This is a genomic window from Streptomyces zaomyceticus (assembly GCF_014656215.1).
In the GTDB taxonomy this organism is placed as follows: Bacteria; Actinomycetota; Actinomycetes; order Streptomycetales; family Streptomycetaceae; genus Streptomyces; species Streptomyces zaomyceticus.
Genome location: NZ_BNBZ01000001.1, coordinates 165,509 through 183,646 on the forward strand (window position 1 = coordinate 165,509; position 18,138 = coordinate 183,646).

Sequence of the window (18,138 nt, forward strand, 5' to 3'; positions counted from 1 at the left end):
CTCCCCCCGATCCTTAAGCCTGGCTTGAGCCGAGCCTGACCACCGGTTAATCCTGACGGCCGCCCCGTCCGGCCTCACAGCGGGCGGGGCCGGGGACGGAGATCAGCGTTCCGTACGGGAAACAGTCGGGATGCCGTCGGGTAACACCGGCCGCGCACGCTTCCCGTCATGAGTACACGGATCGTGGTGGTCGGGGGCGGAACGGCGGGCGCCCGGCTCGCCCAGCGCCTGCCCGTCACCCTCCTCGGCGAGGAGTCGCACGCCCCGTACAACAGGGTGCTGCTCGCCGACGTCCTCGCCGGGCGGTACGCCCCCGAGGTGATCGCCCTGCCCGAGACCCGTGAGCCGGTACGGCTCGGGGTGCGGGCGGTGCGGATCGACCGGGCGGCGCGGACGGTGGAGTGCGCGGACGGCTCGCTCGTCGGCTACGACCGGCTCGTCCTCGCCACCGGCTCCAACCCGGTGCTGCCGCCGCTGCGCGGACTGCGCGGCGCGGAGCTGCCGGAGGGAGTCCACGCCTTCCGCACCCTCGACGACTGCCTGGCGCTGCGCGACCGGGTACGGCCCGGGGCGCGGGCGGTGGTCATCGGCGGCGGACTCCTCGGGGTCTCGGCGGCGCGGGCCCTTGCCGCGCTGGGCGCGGAGGTGGTCCTGACCCAGCAGGGCGAACGGCTGATGGAGCGCCAACTGGACGTCCACGCCTCGGCCCTGCTCCGCGAACACGTCGAGTCCCTCGGGGTCGAGGTGCACACGGAGTGCCGGGTGAGCGGTCTGCGGCAGCGGGACGGCGAGGTCACGGCGGTCGAACTCGCCGACGGCTTCGTGCTCGACGCCCAGGTCGTGGTCCTGGCCTGCGGGGTCCGCCCGAGGGTGGCGCTGGCCCGGGAAGCGGGTCTCGACGTCGGCACCGGGATCGTGGTCGACGACGCACTGCGCACCTCCGACCCGTACATCCACGCGGTCGGCGACTGCGCGGAACACGCGGGCCGCGTCTACGGCCTGGCGGGCCCGGCCCTGGAACAGGCGGACACGCTGGCGGAGGTGCTGCTGGCGGAGACCGCCGCGGACGCCGACGCCCGCTACACCGGCACCCGCGCCCTCACCCGTCTCACCCTCGGCGGCGCCACCCCGCTCGACCTCGCCGCCTTCGGCGAGGTCACGGCGCTGCCCGGCGACGACGTCGTCCAGCTCAACGACGCGACCCGGGGCGCGTACCGCAAGGTCGTCGTCCGCGGGGACCGGCTCGTCGGGGGCGTCCTCCTCGGCGACCTGGCCGCGGTCGGCGCGCTCGCCCGGGCCTGGGAGGGCGACGAAGCCCTCCCGCAGGCCCCCCTGCTCCACCTGCTCACCCACGACGGAGGCTCCTGACATGAGCGCTGACATGACCGCGCACACCCCGACGATCGTCCTGGTCGGCCACGGAATGGTCGGCCAGCGGTTCCTGGAGTCGCTCGCCGACCGTGGAGTCACCGAGCGGGCCAGGATCGTGGTCCTCTGCGAGGAACCGCGTCCCGCCTACGACCGTGTACAGCTGACCTCGTACTTCTCGGGGAAGACGCCCGACGACCTGTCGATGGTCGAGGACGGCTTCATGGAGAAGCACGGCATCGAGCTCTACGTGGGTGACCCGGCGGAGTCGGTGGACCGGGAGGCCCGTACGGTCACCGCCCGGTCCGGGCGGGTCTTCGCGTACGACTCGCTCGTCCTCGCCACCGGCTCGTACCCGTTCGTCCCGCCGGTGCCCGGCAAGGACGCCCGCGGCTGCTTCGTCTACCGGACGATCGAGGACCTGCTCGCGATCGAGGAGTACGCGAAGACGGCGACGACCGGCGCGGTCGTCGGCGGCGGGCTGCTCGGCCTGGAGGCGGCGGGCGCGCTGAAGGGCCTCGGGCTCGACACCCATGTCGTGGAGTTCGCGCCGCGGCTGATGCCGGTGCAGGTCGACGAGGGCGGCGGCGCCGCGCTGCTCCGCACGATCGAGCGGATGGGTCTGACCGTCCACACCGGGACGGGTACGCAGGAGGTCGTCACGGCGGACGGCGCCGTGACGGGCATGAAGCTCTCGGACGGCTCCGAAGTGGCCACGGACATGGTCGTGTTCTCGGCCGGTGTACGGCCCCGGGACCAGCTGGCCCGCGACTGCGGCCTGACCGTCGGGGAGCGCGGCGGCATCGCGGTCGACGAGCAGTGCCGCACCTCCGACCCGGCGGTCTTCGCGATCGGCGAGTGCGCGCTCGCCACCGACGGGCGGGTGTACGGCCTGGTGGCGCCGGGCTACGAGATGGCGCAGACGGTGGCCGCGGCCCTGGCGGACGAGGCCGGGGACGGTTTCACGGGCGCCGACATGTCGACCAAGCTGAAGCTGCTCGGCGTGGACGTCGCCTCGTTCGGCGACGCGCACGGCACGGCCGAGGGCTGTCTCGACGTCGTGTACTCCGACTCCCGGTCGGGTGTCTACAAGAAGCTGGTCGTGAGCGGCGAGGGCGTCCTCCTCGGCGGTGTCCTGGTCGGCGACGCCGAGCAGTACGGTCTGCTCCGCCCGCTCACCGGCACCGTGCCGCCCGTCTCCCCCGAGCAGCTGGTGCTTCCGGCCGGTGCGGGCGCCCCGGTGGCGCTCGGCCCGTCGGCGCTGCCGGACGACGCGGTCATCTGCTCCTGCCACAACGTCACGAAGCACGCGATCGGCGAGTGCTCCTCGCTCGCCGAGGTGAAGAAGTGCACCAAGGCCGGTACGGGCTGCGGCAGTTGCGTGAAGGTGATCGAGAAGCTGCTGCCGGCACCCACGGACAAGGGGCTCTGCCGCTGCTTCTCGTACAGCCGGAGCGAGCTGTACGAGATCGCCCGCACCCTGCGGATCACCTCCTTCGCGGCGCTGCTCGACTCGCACGGGCGCCAGGAGGCGCGGGGCGGCGAGGGCTGCGAGGTCTGCAAGCCGACCGTCGGCTCGATCATCGCCTCGCTCAACAACGGCTACATCCTGGACGGCGAGCAGGCCTCCCTCCAGGACACCAACGACCACTTCCTCGCCAACATGCAGCGCAACGGCTCGTACTCGGTGGTGCCGCGCATCCCCGGCGGCGAGATCACCCCGGACCGGCTGATCGTGATCGGCGAGGTGGCCCGCGACTTCGGCCTCTACACGAAGATCACCGGCGGTCAGCGGATCGACCTCTTCGGCGCCCGGGTGGACCAGCTGCCGGCGATCTGGACGCGTCTGGTCGACGCGGGCTTCGAGTCCGGGCACGCGTACGGCAAGTCGCTGCGCACGGTGAAGTCCTGTGTCGGGCAGACCTGGTGCCGGTACGGCGTGCAGGACTCGGTGAAGATGGCGATCCAGCTGGAGCTGCGCTACCGGGGCCTGCGCGCCCCGCACAAGCTCAAGTCGGCGGTCTCCGGCTGCGCCCGCGAGTGCGCCGAGGCGCAGTCGAAGGACTTCGGGATCATCGCGACGGCCAACGGCTGGAACCTGTACGTCGGCGGGAACGGCGGCGCGACCCCGCGCCACGCGGATCTGCTCGCCCAGGACCTGTCGGACGCCGAACTGATCCGCCTCATCGACCGGTTCCTGATGTTCTACATCCGGACGGCGGACCGCCTGGAACGGACGTCGACCTGGCTGGAGCGTCTGGAGGGCGGCCTCGACCACCTCAAGGACGTGGTGGTGCACGACTCGCTCGGGCTCTGCGAGGAGCTGGAGGGGCTGATGGCGGCGCACGTGGACGACTACCAGGACGAGTGGGCGCAGACCCTCGACGACCCGGACCGGCTGCGGCGCTTCGTCTCCTTCGTGAACGCGCCGGACGCTCCGGACCCGTCGGTCCGCTTCGTGCCGGAGCGCGACCAGATCAAGCCGGACCTCACGATCCTGACGCTCGGCAGGACGAACAGCACGCTGGAAGGGGCTTCCTCCCGATGACGACCCTCACGACCCTCACGACGACGACGCTCGAGATCTCCCCCTCCCCCGACTCCTGGGTGACGGTGTGCGAGGAGTCCCGGCTGACCCCGGGCCGGGGTGTGGCGGCGCTGCTGCCGGACGGCCGGCAGGCGGCGGTCTTCCGGGACCGGGCGGGGCGGCTGTACGCGATCGACAACCGTGACCCGTTCACGGGGGCGCAGGTGCTCTCCCGGGGGCTGGTCGGCTCGGCCGACGGGCGGCCGTTCGTGGCGTCGCCCCTCCTGAAGCAGCGCTTCGACCTGGAGACGGGACGGTGCCTGGACGACGACGAGGTCGCGGTGGCGGTGTACCAGGTGCGCACCAAGTAACTTGACCGATCGTTTCAGAAAGTCGTACGGTCTTCTGGTGGCCAGGACCAAGGAATTCGATCCCGACGCCGCGCTCCAGGCCGCCCTCGAGCTGTTCTGGGCGCGCGGCTACGAGGCGACGACGATGTCGGACCTCGTGGAGCACCTCGGCGTCGGCCGGGCCAGCGTCTACGCGACCTTCGGGAACAAGCACGAGCTGTACCTGAAGGCCATGGACCGCTACCTGGAGACCCGCGACCCGCGCCTGGTCGAGGAGCTGTCCGCGCCGGGCCCCGCCCTGCCGGCCGTCCGCACGCTCGTCCGCCGCTTCGCCGCCGAGGCGTCGACGGAGGGAGAGCGGCTGAACGGCTGCTTCGTCACCAACTCGGCGGCGGAACTGGGGCCGCACGACACCGCGGTGGCGCGCCGGGTGGAGCTCAGCTGGGAGCAGGTCGAGACGCTGCTGTACGCGGCGCTCGCCCGGGCCCGCGCCGGGGGCGAGCTCCCGGCCGGCCGGGACCCGCGGGCCCTGGCGCGGATGCTTCTGGTGCTGCTCCAGGGGATCCGGGTGGTCGGGAAGGCGTCGAGCGACCCGGCCAGGGTCAGGGACGCGGCGGAACAGGCGCTGAGCCTGCTGGACTGAGGGAGGGGCGCCCACGGGGGGCGCCCTTTCTTCGGCCCTCATTCTGGAACGTACGGTCAAATAAAGGGGGGGCGGGGAATGCCGTCGACGACGAACGCGTGCGAGCCCGGCGGGCTCACGAACGACGGGCTCACGAACGGCGGGCTCACGAACGACGGGCTCACGAACGACGGGCTCACGAACAGCGGGTTCACGAACGGCGGGTTCACGAACGGCGGGCGCCGCACACGCGGGGCCTTCGCGCTCCTCGGGGCCGTGCAGATGACGCTCATCTTCACGCTCGCGTCCCTCGCCGTGCCCCTCCCCCGCATCGGCGTCGAGTTCGGGCTCGACCGGTCCCGGCTCATCCTGCTGAGCGCCGCGTACGGCCTGACCTTCGCCGGGCTGCTCCTCTTCGGCGGACGGCTCGCAGACCGCTTCGGCGGGCGCCGGACCCTCACCGCAGGCCTGCTGGTCTTCGGCACGGCCTCCGCCCTCGCCCCGCTCTCCCCCGGGTACGAGTCGCTCCTCGCCGCCCGGTTCGGGCAGGGGGTCGGCGCGGCGCTCGTCGCCCCGGCGGCGATGGCGGTACTCCGGACGCTGTTCCCCGAACCGGCCGCGTACGGCAGGGCGATGGCCACCTGGGGCGGTCTCTCCGTACTCGGCGCGACGGCGGGGAACCTGCTCTCGGGGGTGATCGCGGGCGCCACGTCCTGGCGCGGCACGTTCGCCGTCCCGGTCGCGGCGACCCTCGCGGCGCTGCTCCTCGCGCCGAGGGTGCTGCCCGGGGCCGCACCCGACAGGACCCCCACCCACCGCCGCACCCCGGACCGCCGCCGCACCCTCGACCTCCCCGGCGCCCTGCTCGCCACCGCAGGGATCACCCTCGCCAGCTACGGGCTCGTGCTCACCGACGCCCACCCCTGGGGCTCCGCCCCGGTCCTCGCCCCGCTCCTCACCGGCCTCGCCCTGCTCGCCGCCTTCGGCCTCGTGGAGCGGCGCACCACCGACCCCCTCCTGCCCCCGGGCTTCCTCCGCGACGGCCGCCGGGCCCTCGGCCTGGCGGCGATCGGCCTCACGGCGGCGGGCACGGCCACGGTCTTCGTGCTGCTCTCCCTCGCCTTCCAGCAGCAGCGCGGCTGGAACGAGCCGCTCACCTCGGCGGCCTTCGTCCCCTTCGCGGTCGCCCTGCTCGGCTCGGGCAGGCTCGCGGGCCCGCTGATCGGGCGGTACGGCCCCGGACGCGTGACCGCCGCCGGACTCGCGACGGCGGCGGCCGGGCTCGGACTGCTCGCCGCGACCGGCTTCGACACCTCCGTCCCGTACGCGTACGGGCTGCTCCCCGGCCTGCTCCTGCTGCCGGCCGGCGGCGCGCTGTCCTTCGCGGGCGCCGCCGTCCTCGCCACCGAGGGCGTCCCGGCCCATCGGGCGGGCCTCGCGGGCGGCGTCCTGAACACGGCGATGGAGCTGGGGCCGACCGTGCTCTTCGCCGCCCTGCTCACCCTCGGCGGGGACGCGCTGTCACTGGCGGCGGCCGCCGCCCTGTTCGCGGCGCTCGCCGCGACCACGTTCCGCACCAAGTGAAAACACCGACACAGGAGTTGACCGCCATGTCCGCACGCTTCACCGATCGCGTCGTCCTCGTCACCGGTGCCGGCTCCGGTCTCGGCCGGGCCATCGCGCTCGCCTTCGCCGCCGAGGGCGCGAAGGTCGTCGCCGCCGGCCGCACCGCCGAGCCGCTCGCCGGCACGGTCGCCCTGATCGAGGCCGCCGGGGGCACCGCCGCCGCCGTCACCGCCGATGTCGCCCGCGCCGAGTCCACGCGGGAGCTGGTCCGGCGCACGGTCGAGATCTTCGGGGGCCTCGACGTGGCCGTGAACAACGCGGGGGTCTTCCGCGGCGGCGGCCACAGCGCCGCCGACTTCCCGCTGGACGACTGGCGAGCGCTGCTCGACATCAACGTCACGGGGGTGCTCCACGCCCTCCAGGCCGAGGTGGCGCACATGCGGGCGCACGGCGGCGGGGCGATCGTGAACATCTCGTCGAACCTGGGCCCGCACGTCCGGATCCCGGGGGTCTTCGGCTACCAGGTCTCGAAGGCGGCGGTCTCGGCGCTGACCAGGGCCGCGGCCCTGGACCACATCGCCGACGGGGTCCGCATCAACGCGGTCAGCCCCGGCGCCTCGGAGTCCACGATGTCGCTGAGGCCCGGCGAGACGGAGGCCGAGCGGGAGGTCCGGATGAAGCAGGAGTCCCCGCTGGGCCGGATCTCCTCCGCCGCCGAGGTGGCGGCGGCCGTGCTCTACCTGGCGTCGGACGCGGCGGGCTCCGCCGTCGGCACGGACCTGGTGATCGACGGCGGCGTCTCCGCCTGACCCGCGCGGGGCTCAGCCCTGGGCGGCCGCCGGGTCCATCCAGAAGACCTCCCAGTGGTGGCCGTCCAGGTCGGTGAAGGAGCGGCCGTACATGAAGCCGAGGTCCATCGGCTCCTTCGCCGGGGTGCCGCCGGCGGCCAGGGCGGCGTCCGCCAGCTCGTCGCACTTCTCGCGGCTCTCGGCGCTCAGGGTGACCAGGACCTCGGTGGCCCTGGTCGCGTCGGAGAGCTCCTTGCCGGGCGCCATGAAGGACTTGAACTTGGGCTCCTCGAGCAGCATCGCGAAGATCGTGTCGCTGAAGACCACACAGGCGGTGGTCTCGTCGCTGAACTGCGGGTTGCTGGAGTAGCCGAGCTTCTCGAAGAAGGCCTTGCTGGCGTCGACGCTCTTGACGGGCAGGTTCACGAAGATCATCTGCGGGGCGGCCATGATGCGCTCTCTTCCTTCGGTCGGCCGGCCCGCTGGGTGCGTTCCGGCGCTTTCAAGAGGGAGGACGGGCGTGCCGCCCGTAACTCATCGCTCTCCCGAGGATTTTTTTCGCTCAGGCCACGGAGCGCAGCTCAAGGGCCGCCAAGGGTACGAATCCGCCGCCCGCGCCCCGGGTGTCCGCCCCGGGCCCGCCGAGCCGCCGCAGCAGGGCGAGCGCGATCCGCTCGCCCTGCGCCTTGGCGCGCTCGGCCCGGGGCCCGGCGTGGAGGCCGTCGACGGAGGCGTGCCAGAGCTGCACCCACCGCCCGAAGTGGGCGGCGGTGAGGGGCCGGGTGGCGTGCAGGGCGGCATGCGGCGCGAAGGCGTCCCGCCCGTAGCCGGCGGTACGGAAGAGGGCGCGCTCCCAGAAGTCGGTGATGTGCGGCAGGTGGACCTCCAGATCGGTGCCGGCGATCCGGGTGAAGAAGGGCCCGATGAGCGGATCGGCGAAGGCCGCGGTGTAGAAGCGGCGCAGCAGCACATCGAGGTCGTCACGGTCGCTGATGTCCCGGGTGGCGCGCATGCGTCCAGTGTCCCCTGCCGCCCCGCCCGTGCCCAAGTGCCGAAGGTCCCCTGCCGCCCCTCCTGGACCCGCGTGGCGAAGGCCCCCTCCCGCCCCTCCTGGAATCGCGCGCCGAACGCCTCTCATGGCCCGCCGGGACCCGCGTGCCGCGGCCCTCGTGGCACCGCCGGGACCCGAGCGCCGGAGGCCCCCGTGGCACCGCCGGGACCCGAGCGCCGGAGGCCCCCGTGGCACCGCCGGGACCCGAGCGCCGGGGGTCCGACGCGGCCCCTCGGCCGGCGTCCCGCGTCGTGCCCCGGCCGGCGGGGCCCGCCCGACGGCGTTCCGCCGCTTCCCCTTCATCGCGAGTTGCCGCACAGTCAACTCCGTACTCCTAGGTTCCGGAAGCGCGCGACCCCGCCGCCCGACCGGCGTGGCGGGGCGGTTCACCACCCTTCTCAGGAGTGAGACGTGGAGCGACGCAGTTTCCTGCGTGGAGCGGTCATCGGCACGTCGGCCGCCGCCTTCGGCGGCAGTCTGTGGCACGGCGCGGCCTTCGCCGCCCCCGCCCAGCCGGGTGCGGGTCCCTACGGGGCGCTCGGCGCGGCGGACGCGAACGGCATCCTGCTGCCCGCCGGGTTCACCAGCCGGGTGATCGCCCAGTCCGGCCAGTCGGTCCCCGGCACCTCGTACGCCTGGCACAGCGCGCCCGACGGCGGCGCCTGCTTCGTCGACGGCACGGGCTGGATCTACGTGTCGAACTCGGAGATCAACCCGAGCGGCGGCGCGAGCGCCGTGCGGTTCGACTCGGCGGGCGCGATCACCGGCGCGTACCGCATCCTCTCCGGCACCCGGCAGAACTGCGCGGGCGGCGCCACCCCGTGGAACACCTGGCTGTCCTGCGAGGAGGTGTCCCTCGGCTACGTCTACGAGTCGAACCCGTGGGGCGGCACCGCGTACCGCCGTGACGCGATGGGCCGGTTCAAGCACGAGGCCGCCGCGGCCGACCCGGTCCGCAAGGTCGTCTACCTGACCGAGGACGAGACGGACGGCTGCTTCTACCGCTTCGTCCCCACCACCTGGGGCAACCTCTCCTCCGGCACCCTCCAGGTCTTCAAGGCATCCACCGCCACCTCCGGCACCTTCACCTGGCAGAACGTGCCGGACCCGGACGGCTCCCCGACCACCACCCGCAACCAGGTCTCCGGCGCCAAGCGCTTCAGCGGCGGCGAGGGCTGCTACTACGCGAACGACACCGTCTGGTTCACCACCAAGGGCGACAACCGGGTCTGGCAGGTGAACCTCGCCGCGGGCACGTACGAGCTGGCCTACGACGACTCGCTGGTCTCCGGCGGCGGCGCCCCGCTCACCGGTGTCGACAACGTCACCGGCACCTCCTCCGGAGACCTGTTCGTCGCGGAGGACGGCGGCAACATGGAGATCTGCGTGATCACCCCGGACGACGTCGTGGCGCCGTTCCTGCGGATCAGCGGCCAGTCCTCCTCGGAGATCACCGGGCCCGCCTTCTCCCCCGACGGCTCCCGGCTGTACTTCTCCAGCCAGCGGGGCACGAGCGGCAGCTCCTCCGGCGGCATCACCTACGAGGTGACGGGCCCGTTCCGCACCTGACACCCCTGCGGCGACCGGCCCGTTCACCCCCTGACACCTAGGAGGTGACGGGCCCGTTCCGCGCGTAGCACCTCAGATCGACCTTCCGTTGGGCGCCGCCGAGCAGGGCGGCGCCCAACGGCGTCAGGGTGTGCAGGACCGCGTTGCCGTGGCGCAGGGTCGCGATGAGCCCGGCCTCCCGCAGGACGCCCGCGTGCTGGCTCGCCGAGGCGAGCGACACCCCGGCCCGGCGGGCGAGCTCGCTCGTCGTGCCTCCGTCCCCGATCGCGTGCAGGACGGTCGAACGGGTCTGGCCGACCAGTTTGGCGAGCGAGGAGCCGCCGGGCGGGCGGACGGTCGGGGCCTCGCCGTGGGTGACGGGGTAGACGAGCACCGGCGGCAGCGCGGGGTCGCGCAGCACGACGGGGGTCCCCCGGCAGAAGTACGAGGGCTGGAGAAGCAGCCCCCGCCCGTCGAGGTGGACGTCCCGGTCGACCGGGTAGTCGGCCTCCAGGACGGGCGCGCGCCAGCGCAGCATCGGCGGCAGCGAGGCGAGGAGTTCGTCGGCGCCGCCGTCCAGGAGGGCGCGTCCGCGGCGGGCGCGGTCGGCCTCGACCCGGGCCAGGATGTGCGGCCAGTACGGCTCGACGGCGGCCCGGTGGTAGCTCCGCAGGGCCCCCACGAGCCGGTCGAAGGGCTCCGCGCCGCCGTCGGCGAGGGCACGGAGCGAGTGGGGTACGGTCCGCCCGCCGGAGCGGTCCGCGGCGAGCAGGGAGAGCTCGCCGCGCAGCCGGCCGGAGGTGGTCGCGCGGATCGCCTGGAGGCCTTCGTCGAGTCCGTTGACGCCCTCGGCGGGCGTCAGGAAGTCGGGGAAATAGCCGCGGCTGGGAACGAGTGCGGCGAGGAGCCTGGTCTCACCCCCGAGCCGCATCCGGGTTTCCGAGCGCCATTCTCCGAAGACGACGGGGCCGCGCCGGTCCCTTAAACGGTGAAAGCTCAGAATCGTTTCCCACAGAACGTCCGGCCGGGCGGCCGTTCGCACCCCCGCCAGGTCGTTTCCGGTGAAATGAATCCGCAGCATGACGTCCCCACCTGTGCACTCGCAACCACCCCCGACGTCGAGTATGCACAGCATCACTGCACGTTACCAGGGTGTTTCAGCCACAGTTGAAAAGCATCGCGGCAATCGGGGCGGAACCGAAAAGCTGTACGGGTCGGGCAGGAAACCTTCAGGACCGAGGTGACGTGGTGAAGACCGTGGGGGGCTTTGCGCGTCCGGCGGCGGTCGGCGAGGTTGCGGCTCACCTGCCCGGCATCGGTAAAGGGCGCGGCCTCCGGGTGGGGATCCGGGGGTCGCGCCCGCTCCATTCTTTGCGGTGAGGAAGCGAAGAAGTTCAATGGCCAATAATTCAATCAGAGGCAATTGAACAACTACTCACATCCGCTCAACAAACAAACGACGGGACGGACACCTCCGCACAAAGGTGTCCGTCCCGTCGCCGTGTTTCCGGAGCCGCCGCCCGCCGGTGAGGGTGGAGAGATGACCGACGGCGAGCCCGGTCGTACCGGGGTGGTTCCGTGATTTCCGCTGCTGAACGGGGGTTCAGGAGGGCCCGACCGCCACTCCTGAACCCCCGTTCAGCAGGACTCAGCGGCTGTCGCTGCCCTTCGACTCGGCCGCCGCGCGGCCGGCCTCCAGACGCGCCACCGGGATCCGGAAGGGCGAGCAGGAGACGTAGTCGAGACCGACCTCGTGGAAGAAGTGCACCGACTCCGGGTCGCCGCCGTGCTCGCCGCAGACACCGAGCTTGATGTCGGGGCGGGTGGCGCGGCCGGCCTGGACGGCGCTGCGCACGAGCGCGCCGACACCGTCCTTGTCGATGGTCTCGAAGGGGCTGACGCCGAAGATGCCCTTCTCCAGGTACGCGGTGAAGAACGAGGCCTCCACGTCGTCGCGGGAGAAGCCCCACACCGTCTGGGTCAGGTCGTTGGTGCCGAAGGAGAAGAACTCGGCGGCCTCGGCGATCTGACCGGCGGTCACGGCGGCGCGCGGCAGCTCGATCATGGTGCCGAGCGCGAGCTTGAGCTCCACGCCGGTGCGGGCCTGCACCTCGGCGATGACCTGCTCGGCCTCCTCGCGGACGATCTCCAGCTCCTGGACGGTGCCGACGAGCGGGATCATGATCTCGACGCGCGGGTCGCCCTTGGCGTCGATGCGCTGGGCCGCGGCCTCGGCGATCGCCCGGACCTGCATGGTGAACAGACCGGGGATGACCAGGCCGAGGCGGACACCGCGCAGACCCAGCATCGGGTTCTGCTCGTGCAGACGGTGCACGGCCTGGAGCAGGCGCAGGTCGTTCTCGTGCGGCTCCTTGCGGGACTCGGCGAGAGCCACGCGCACCGACAGCTCGGTGATGTCGGGCAGGAACTCGTGCAGCGGCGGGTCGAGCAGGCGGACCGTGACGGGCAGCCCGTCCATGGCCTCGAAGAGCTCGACGAAGTCGGTCTTCTGCAGCGGCAGGAGGGCTTCCAGGGCGTCGTCGCGCTCGACGTCGGTGTCGGCCAGGATCAGCCGCTCGACGAACTGGCGGCGCTCGCCGAGGAACATGTGCTCGGTGCGGCAGAGACCGATGCCCTGGGCGCCGAAGCGGCGGGCGCGGTTGGCGTCCTCGGCGTTGTCGGCGTTGGCGCGGACCCGCAGCCGGCGGACGCGGTCCGCGTAGGCCATGATCCGGTGCACGGCGGCGACGAGCTCGTCGGCGTCGTCGGCGCCGGCGTGCATGCGGCCCTCGAAGTACTCGACGACCGGGGACGGTACGACGGGTACCTCACCGAGGTAGACCTTGCCGGTGGAGCCGTCGATGGAGACGACGTCGCCCTCCTCGACGACCTGGCCGTCGGAGGTGGTCATCCGGCGGCGCTTGGTGTCGACCTCGAGCTCCTCGGCGCCGCAGACACAGGTCTTGCCCATGCCGCGGGCGACGACGGCGGCGTGCGAGGTCTTGCCGCCGCGGGAGGTGAGGATGCCCTCGGCGGCGATCATGCCGTCCAGGTCGTCCGGGTTGGTCTCGCGGCGGATCAGGATGACCTTCTCGCCGGACCGGGACCACTTGACCGCGGTGTACGAGTCGAAGACGGCCTTGCCGACCGCGGCGCCCGGGGAGGCGGCGATGCCGCGCCCGATCTGGTCGACCTTCGCGTCCTCGTCGAACTTGGGGAACATCAGCTGGGCGAGCTGCGCGCCGGTGACGCGCTGGAGCGCCTCGGCCTCGTCGATCAGGCCCTGGTCCACGAGCTGCGTGGCGATGCGGAAGGCGGCACCGGCGGTGCGCTTGCCGACGCGGGTCTGGAGCATCCAGAGCTGGCCGCGCTCGATCGTGAACTCGATGTCGCAGAGATCCTTGTAGTGGGTCTCCAGCGTGTTCATGATGTGCATGAGCTGGTCGTACGACGTCTTGTCGATCGACTCGAGGTCGGCCAGCGGCACGGTGTTGCGGATACCGGCGACGACGTCCTCGCCCTGCGCGTTCTGCAGGTAGTCGCCGTAGACGCCGGCGTGGCCGGAGGCGGGGTCGCGGGTGAAGGCGACACCGGTGCCGGAGTCCGGGCCGAGGTTGCCGAAGACCATCGAGCAGACGTTGACCGCGGTGCCGAGGTCGCCGGGGATGCGCTCCTGGCGGCGGTACAGCTTGGCGCGGTCGGTGTTCCAGGAGTTGAAGACGGCCTCGATGGCGAGGTCCATCTGCTCGCGCGGGTCCTGGGGGAAGTCGCGGCCGGTCTCGGCCTTGACGATCTTCTTGAAGTGCTTGACGACCTTCTTCAGGTCGGCGGCGTCGAGGTCGGTGTCGCTGGCGACCTTCTTCGTCGTCTTCGCCTCGTCCAGCGCGTCCTCGAAGAGCTCGCCCTCGACGCCGAGGACGGTCTTGCCGAACATCTGGATGAGACGGCGGTACGAGTCCCAGGCGAAGCGCTCGTTGTCGGCCTGGCGGGCGAGGCCGGCGACGGACTCGTCGGAGAGGCCGATGTTGAGGACCGTGTCCATCATGCCCGGCATGGAGAACTTCGCTCCGGAGCGGACGGAGACGAGCAGCGGGTCGTCCGCCTGCCCGAGCTTCTTGCCCATCTGCCGCTCGAGGGCGTCGAGGTGGGCGCTCACCTCGTCGCGGAGCTCGACCGGCTCCGAGCCGCTCTCGAGGTAGACCTTGCACGCTTCGGTGGTGATCGTGAAGCCGGGGGGGACCGGGAGGCCGAGGTTGGTCATCTCGGCGAGATTCGCGCCCTTGCCACCGAGCAGGTCCTTCAGGTCCCTGTTGCCCTCGGTGAAGTCGTACACGAACTTCTGATCATTGTTTTCCGACACGGGTCCCGACTCCTCGATGACTCGGTTGGCTGCCCTGACGGCGAGGAACATACCCAGATCGAAGGCTTCTGGGGAGGTACGCCTAGCGGTCACGTGGCCTTAACCACCCGTCCGCCAGCACTTCGAAAGTAACCGGGAGGTAGCTTCCGTTTTCAGACCCCGAAGGCTGCATGACCCAAAGCAGAGGGAAGTCGCTCGAATGAGCGTGCATCCGAGCACTTGCGTTCAACTCTTGAACGCAAAAAGGGTGGCACCCCGTGCCACCCTTCAGGCGGTGCAGCCGCTTGCAACCTGCTCATCTGAGCACCACCCCCCTCAAGGGTGGCGAGGATCACTCCCCCGGAACGGCCGAATCGAGGCCGAATCTCAGCCGCCGGACGTGTCCAGCTCGGCTTCCTCGCTCACGCCGGAGCAGTCGTACGGGTCCTTCAACCAGCCATCGGGCAGGACAACTCGGTTGTTTCCGGACGTACGGCCCCGAGGGCCGTCCGCACCCACCGGCCACGACTGGTCCAGGTCCAGCTCGCTCAACTGAGCGCTCAGTTCGTCCAGGGAGGAGGTGACGGCCAGCTTCTTGCGCATCTCGGAGCCCACCGAGAAGCCCTTCAGGTACCAGGCCACATGCTTGCGGAAGTCGATGACACCGCGTGCCTCGTCACCGAGCCACTCGCCGAGCAGCCGCGCGTGCCGCACCATCGCGTCCGCGACCACCCGCAGCCCGGGCGCGGCGTAGGCACCGGTGCCCTCGAAGCCCGCCACCAGGTCCGCGAAGAGCCACGGCCGCCCCAGGCAGCCACGGCCGACGACCACGCCGTCGCAGCCCGTCTCCCGCATCATCCGCAGGGCGTCGTCGGCGGACCAGATGTCGCCGTTGCCGAGCACCGGGATCTCGGGCACATGCTCCTTGAGACGCGCGATCGCGTCCCAGTCCGCCGTACCGCCGTAGTGCTGGGCAGCCGTCCGCCCGTGCAGGGCGATCGCCGTGACACCCTCCTCCACCGCGATCCGGCCCGCGTCCAGGAAGGTGATGTGGTCGTCGTCGATGCCCTTGCGCATCTTCATCGTGACCGGCAGCTCGCCGGCGTTGGTCACGGCCTCGTTCAGGATCGCCCGCAGCAGCGGCCGCTTGTAGGGCAGGGCCGAGCCACCGCCCTTCCGCGTCACCTTGGGGACCGGGCAGCCGAAGTTCAGGTCGATGTGGTCGGCGAGGTCCTCGTCGACGATCATCCGCACGGCCTTGCCGACCGTCACCGGGTCCACCCCGTACAGCTGGATCGAGCGGGGCTGCTCGGTCGCGTCGAAGCGGATGAGCTGCATCGTCTTCTCGTTGCGCTCGACCAGGGCGCGTGTCGTGATCATCTCGCTCACGAACAGCCCCTTGCCGCCGCTGAACTCGCGGCAGAGGGTACGGAAGGGGGCGTTGGTGATGCCGGCCATGGGGGCGAGCACCACCGGCGGCTGCACGATGTGCGGCCCGATGGCGAGAGGGGAGAACGCGGTCATGGGCCCATTGTCGCGTACTGCGGCGGTCATTAGTTAGCCGTACTATCCGAACATGCCCGAGCTCACACGCTCGCAACTCCCCCGGGGCCGGCAACTCGTCGTCCTGGCGATCTGCTGCATGAGCCTGCTGATCGTCAGCCTGGACAACACGGCGCTCAATGTCGCCCTGCCCTCCCTGCGGCGCGACCTGGGCGCCTCCGTCGCCGGACTGCAGTGGGTCATCGACGCGTACACCCTGGTCCTGGCCTCGCTGCTCATGCTGGCCGGCTCCACCGCCGACCGGATCGGCCGCCGCAAGGTCTTCGTGACCGGGCTCGTCGTCTTCGCCCTCGGCTCGCTGCTCTGCTCCCTCGCGCCGAACCTGGAGGCGCTGATCGCCTTCCGCGCGGTACAGGCCGTCGGCGGCTCGATGCTGAATCCGGTCGCCATGTCGATCATCACCAACACGTTCACCGAACCCGCCGCACGCGCGCGTGCCATCGGCGTCTGGGGCGCGGTCGTCGGCATCTCCCTGGCCCTGGGGCCGCTGGTCGGCGGGGTGCTCGTCGAGTCGGTCGGCTGGCGGGCGATCTTCTGGGTCAACCTGCCCGTCGCCCTCGTCGCCCTGGTCCTCACCCTGCGGTACGTCCCCGAGTCCCGCGCGCCCCGCCCCCGGCGCGCCGACCCGGTCGGGCAGCTCCTGGTCGCGACCCTCCTCGGCTCGCTCACCTACGCGATCATCGAGAGCGATCCGTTCTTCGCCGGGATCACGGTCGCGGCGCTCGCCGGAGTCCTCGTGTACGAGCCGAGGCGCCGCGAGCCCCTGATCGACCTGCGGTTCTTCCGCAGCGCGCCGTTCAGCGGGGCCACCGTCGTCGCGGTCTGCGCCTTCTCGGGCTTCGCCGGCTTCCTGTTCCTGAACACCCTGTACCTCCAGGAGGCGCGCGGTCTCTCCCCGCTGGAGGCCGGCCTGTACGTGCTGCCGATGGCGGGCATGACCTTCGTCTTCGCCCCGCTGTCGGGACGGCTCACGGGCGCGCGCGGGCCCCGGCTCCCGCTGCTCCTGGCGGGGACGGCGATGACGGCCGGGGCGCTGCTCTTCGCCGCCTTCGGGGCCGAGACGCGCGATCCGCTGCTCTTCACCGGGTACGTGGTCTTCGGCATCGGCTTCGGTCTGGTGAACGCGCCCATCACCAACACCGCCGTCTCCGGGATGCCCCGCGCGCAGGCCGGGGTGGCGGCGGCGGTGGCCTCGACGAGCCGCCAGGTCGGGCAGACCCTCGGGGTGGCGGTCGTCGGCGCGGTGCTGGCGGCCGGGGTGGGCGCCGGGACGTCCCCGGACGACTTCGCGGCGGCGGCCCGGCCGGCCTACTGGGTGGTGACGGCGTGCGGGCTCGCGGTCCTCGCGGTCGGGGCGCTGACCAGCGGGAAGTGGGCGCGGCGCACGGCGGAGCGGACGGCCCGGTGCCTGGAGACGGAGGACGGTGCCCGGACGGCGGACGGGACGGGACGGCCGCTCAGGCGGCCGTGAGGGCCCGCGCCGCCTGGGCCTCCTCGTGCACGGCGAGCTCCAGGAGCCGTTCGAGCCGCGCCCGGGACTCCTCGTCGAGGGGTACGTACGTGCCCAGCCGCGGCCCCGCGGCCGGGCCCAGCCAGAGGTTGGTGTGCTCCAGGTGCAGCACGCCCACCCGGGCGTTGCGGATGACCTTGGCGCGGCCGGCGAGGTCGGCGACGTCGCGCCGGTCCCAGAGCTCGCAGAACTCCGGGGAGGCGTCCTGGAGCCGCTGGACGAGTGCCTTCCAGGCGGGTTCGGCCAGGTGCTCGGCCATGGAGGCGCGCAGCTTGCCGACCATCGCGCGCAGGACCTCCGGGAGGTCGCCGAAGGCGGCGCGGAAGTCGTCGTGCGTGAAGGCGAGCCAGAGGGTGTTGCGGTCCTCGCGGGGCAGCGCGTCAAGATCGCAGTAGAGCCGCCCGAAGGTGCGGTTGTAGGCGAGGAAGTCGTACCGGCTGTTCTGGACGCAGGCGGGGACCGGTTCCAGCTGGTGGAGCAGTTCGCGCAGTGCGGGGGTGACGGCCGGGCAGGTCGTCCCGGGGTGGGGGTCGCTCTGTCCGGCGAGGGCGAAGAGGTGGCTCCGCTCGGTGGGGTCGAGGAGCAGGGCGTCGGCGAGGGCGTCGAGGACCTGCGGGGAGACCGTGATGTCCCGGGCCTGTTCGAGCCAGGTGTACCAGGTGACGCCGACCGCGGAGAGGTGGGCGACCTCCTCGCGGCGCAGGCCCGGGGTGCGGCGGCGGCGCCCCCGGGGCAGGCCGACCTGCTCGGGGGTGATGCGCTCGCGTCGGCTGCGCAGGAAGGCGGCGAGTTCGTGTCGCCGTGTGCCGGGTCCGGCCGTCGTCATGGTCGTCACGCTCCCAGGGTGCCGGGGCGGTCAGCCCGTTGCCAGGTACTGCTTCTACCAGGATAAAGACGCTCTGGTAC

At 72.0% G+C, this 18,138-nt stretch carries 14 protein-coding genes; 8 read left to right on the forward strand and 6 right to left on the reverse strand.

The window, feature by feature from the left end:
• The first annotated feature begins 168 nt into the window (after positions 1–168).
• The 6 genes from IE311_RS00740 to IE311_RS00765 all read left to right on the forward strand — a co-directional run bounded on the left by IE311_RS00740 (position 169) and on the right by IE311_RS00765 (position 7,242).
• A complete protein-coding gene (locus tag IE311_RS00740; protein ID WP_189829517.1) occupies positions 169–1,368 on the forward strand; it encodes an NAD(P)/FAD-dependent oxidoreductase in 1,200 nt (399 codons plus the stop codon).
• A gap of 1 nt (position 1,369) precedes the next feature.
• Entirely contained in the window at positions 1,370–3,916 is a 2,547-nt protein-coding gene (gene nirB, locus IE311_RS00745) for a nitrite reductase large subunit NirB (protein WP_373313714.1), read from the forward strand.
• Positions 3,913–4,266 carry a nitrite reductase small subunit NirD gene (gene nirD, locus IE311_RS00750; protein ID WP_189829518.1) on the forward strand — a complete coding sequence of 118 codons (354 nt, stop codon included), beginning with the start codon at positions 3,913–3,915 and terminating at the stop codon, positions 4,264–4,266. The genes nirB and nirD overlap by 4 nt, the downstream gene beginning before the upstream one ends.
• Before the next feature lie 37 nt (positions 4,267–4,303).
• Positions 4,304–4,888: a TetR/AcrR family transcriptional regulator gene (locus IE311_RS00755; RefSeq protein ID WP_189829519.1), complete on the forward strand. Its 585-nt coding sequence runs from the start codon at positions 4,304–4,306 to the stop codon at positions 4,886–4,888.
• A 78-nt stretch (positions 4,889–4,966) separates the two neighbouring features.
• The gene (locus tag IE311_RS00760; RefSeq protein ID WP_189829520.1) at positions 4,967–6,451 is read left to right on the forward strand and encodes an MFS transporter; all 1,485 of its coding nucleotides are present in this window, start codon (positions 4,967–4,969) and stop codon (positions 6,449–6,451) included.
• A 26-nt stretch (positions 6,452–6,477) separates the two neighbouring features.
• Positions 6,478–7,242 carry an SDR family NAD(P)-dependent oxidoreductase gene (locus IE311_RS00765; RefSeq protein WP_189829521.1) on the forward strand — a complete coding sequence of 255 codons (765 nt, stop codon included), beginning with the start codon at positions 6,478–6,480 and terminating at the stop codon, positions 7,240–7,242.
• 12 nt (positions 7,243–7,254) lie between these two features.
• Here the strand turns inward: IE311_RS00765 and IE311_RS00770 are convergent, their stop codons facing one another.
• The gene (locus tag IE311_RS00770; protein ID WP_189829522.1) at positions 7,255–7,671 is read right to left on the reverse strand and encodes a VOC family protein; all 417 of its coding nucleotides are present in this window, start codon (positions 7,669–7,671) and stop codon (positions 7,255–7,257) included.
• A gap of 112 nt (positions 7,672–7,783) precedes the next feature.
• Positions 7,784–8,233 (reverse strand): group III truncated hemoglobin, encoded by a 450-nt coding sequence (locus tag IE311_RS00775; protein WP_189829523.1) that lies wholly within the window; start codon positions 8,231–8,233, stop codon positions 7,784–7,786.
• A gap of 450 nt (positions 8,234–8,683) precedes the next feature.
• Between IE311_RS00775 and IE311_RS00780 the strand changes: the two genes are divergently transcribed.
• The gene (locus IE311_RS00780; RefSeq protein ID WP_189829524.1) at positions 8,684–9,841 is read left to right on the forward strand and encodes an alkaline phosphatase PhoX; all 1,158 of its coding nucleotides are present in this window, start codon (positions 8,684–8,686) and stop codon (positions 9,839–9,841) included.
• Between the two features lie 37 nt (positions 9,842–9,878).
• Here IE311_RS00780 and IE311_RS00785 read toward each other — a convergent pair whose 3' ends face one another.
• From IE311_RS00785 to dusB, 3 genes are all read right to left on the reverse strand, one after another.
• Entirely contained in the window at positions 9,879–10,901 is a 1,023-nt protein-coding gene (locus tag IE311_RS00785; RefSeq protein ID WP_189829525.1) for an ArsR/SmtB family transcription factor, read from the reverse strand.
• A gap of 567 nt (positions 10,902–11,468) precedes the next feature.
• On the reverse strand, positions 11,469–14,180 hold the full coding sequence (gene ppdK / locus IE311_RS00790) for a pyruvate, phosphate dikinase (RefSeq protein ID WP_189829526.1): 2,712 nt from the start codon (positions 14,178–14,180) through the stop codon (positions 11,469–11,471).
• Positions 14,181–14,546: 366 nt separating this feature from the next.
• Complete coding sequence (gene dusB / locus IE311_RS00795; protein WP_189829527.1) at positions 14,547–15,683, reverse strand: tRNA dihydrouridine synthase DusB; 1,137 nt, start codon at positions 15,681–15,683, stop codon at positions 14,547–14,549.
• A gap of 52 nt (positions 15,684–15,735) precedes the next feature.
• On the opposite strand from dusB, the gene IE311_RS00800 reads away from it, so the two are divergent.
• A complete protein-coding gene (locus tag IE311_RS00800; RefSeq protein WP_189829528.1) occupies positions 15,736–17,193 on the forward strand; it encodes an MFS transporter in 1,458 nt (485 codons plus the stop codon).
• Here IE311_RS00800 and IE311_RS00805 read toward each other — a convergent pair.
• On the reverse strand, positions 17,180–18,058 hold the full coding sequence (locus IE311_RS00805) for an MmyB family transcriptional regulator (protein ID WP_189829915.1): 879 nt from the start codon (positions 18,056–18,058) through the stop codon (positions 17,180–17,182). The two genes, IE311_RS00800 and IE311_RS00805, sit on opposite strands and share 14 nt — an antisense overlap.
• Positions 18,059–18,138: the final 80 nt, after the last annotated feature.

Excerpts from the sequence above, each read along its gene's own strand:
- IE311_RS00785 (WP_189829525.1), bottom strand. The coding sequence starts at position 10,901 with ATGCTGCGGATTCATTTCACCGGAAACGACCTGGCGGGGGTGCGAACG.
- IE311_RS00800 (WP_189829528.1), top strand. The coding sequence starts at position 15,736 with ATGCCCGAGCTCACACGCTCGCAACTCCCCCGGGGCCGGCAACTCGTC.
- IE311_RS00805 (WP_189829915.1), bottom strand. The coding sequence starts at position 18,058 with ATGACGACGGCCGGACCCGGCACACGGCGACACGAACTCGCCGCCTTC.
- IE311_RS00765 (WP_189829521.1), top strand. The coding sequence starts at position 6,478 with ATGTCCGCACGCTTCACCGATCGCGTCGTCCTCGTCACCGGTGCCGGC.
- IE311_RS00760 (WP_189829520.1), top strand. The coding sequence starts at position 4,967 with ATGCCGTCGACGACGAACGCGTGCGAGCCCGGCGGGCTCACGAACGAC.
- dusB (WP_189829527.1), bottom strand. The coding sequence starts at position 15,683 with ATGACCGCGTTCTCCCCTCTCGCCATCGGGCCGCACATCGTGCAGCCG.
- IE311_RS00770 (WP_189829522.1), bottom strand. The coding sequence starts at position 7,671 with ATGGCCGCCCCGCAGATGATCTTCGTGAACCTGCCCGTCAAGAGCGTC.
- nirD (WP_189829518.1), top strand. The coding sequence starts at position 3,913 with ATGACGACCCTCACGACCCTCACGACGACGACGCTCGAGATCTCCCCC.
- nirB (WP_373313714.1), top strand. The coding sequence starts at position 1,370 with ATGAGCGCTGACATGACCGCGCACACCCCGACGATCGTCCTGGTCGGC.
- IE311_RS00775 (WP_189829523.1), bottom strand. The coding sequence starts at position 8,233 with ATGCGCGCCACCCGGGACATCAGCGACCGTGACGACCTCGATGTGCTG.
- IE311_RS00740 (WP_189829517.1), top strand. The coding sequence starts at position 169 with ATGAGTACACGGATCGTGGTGGTCGGGGGCGGAACGGCGGGCGCCCGG.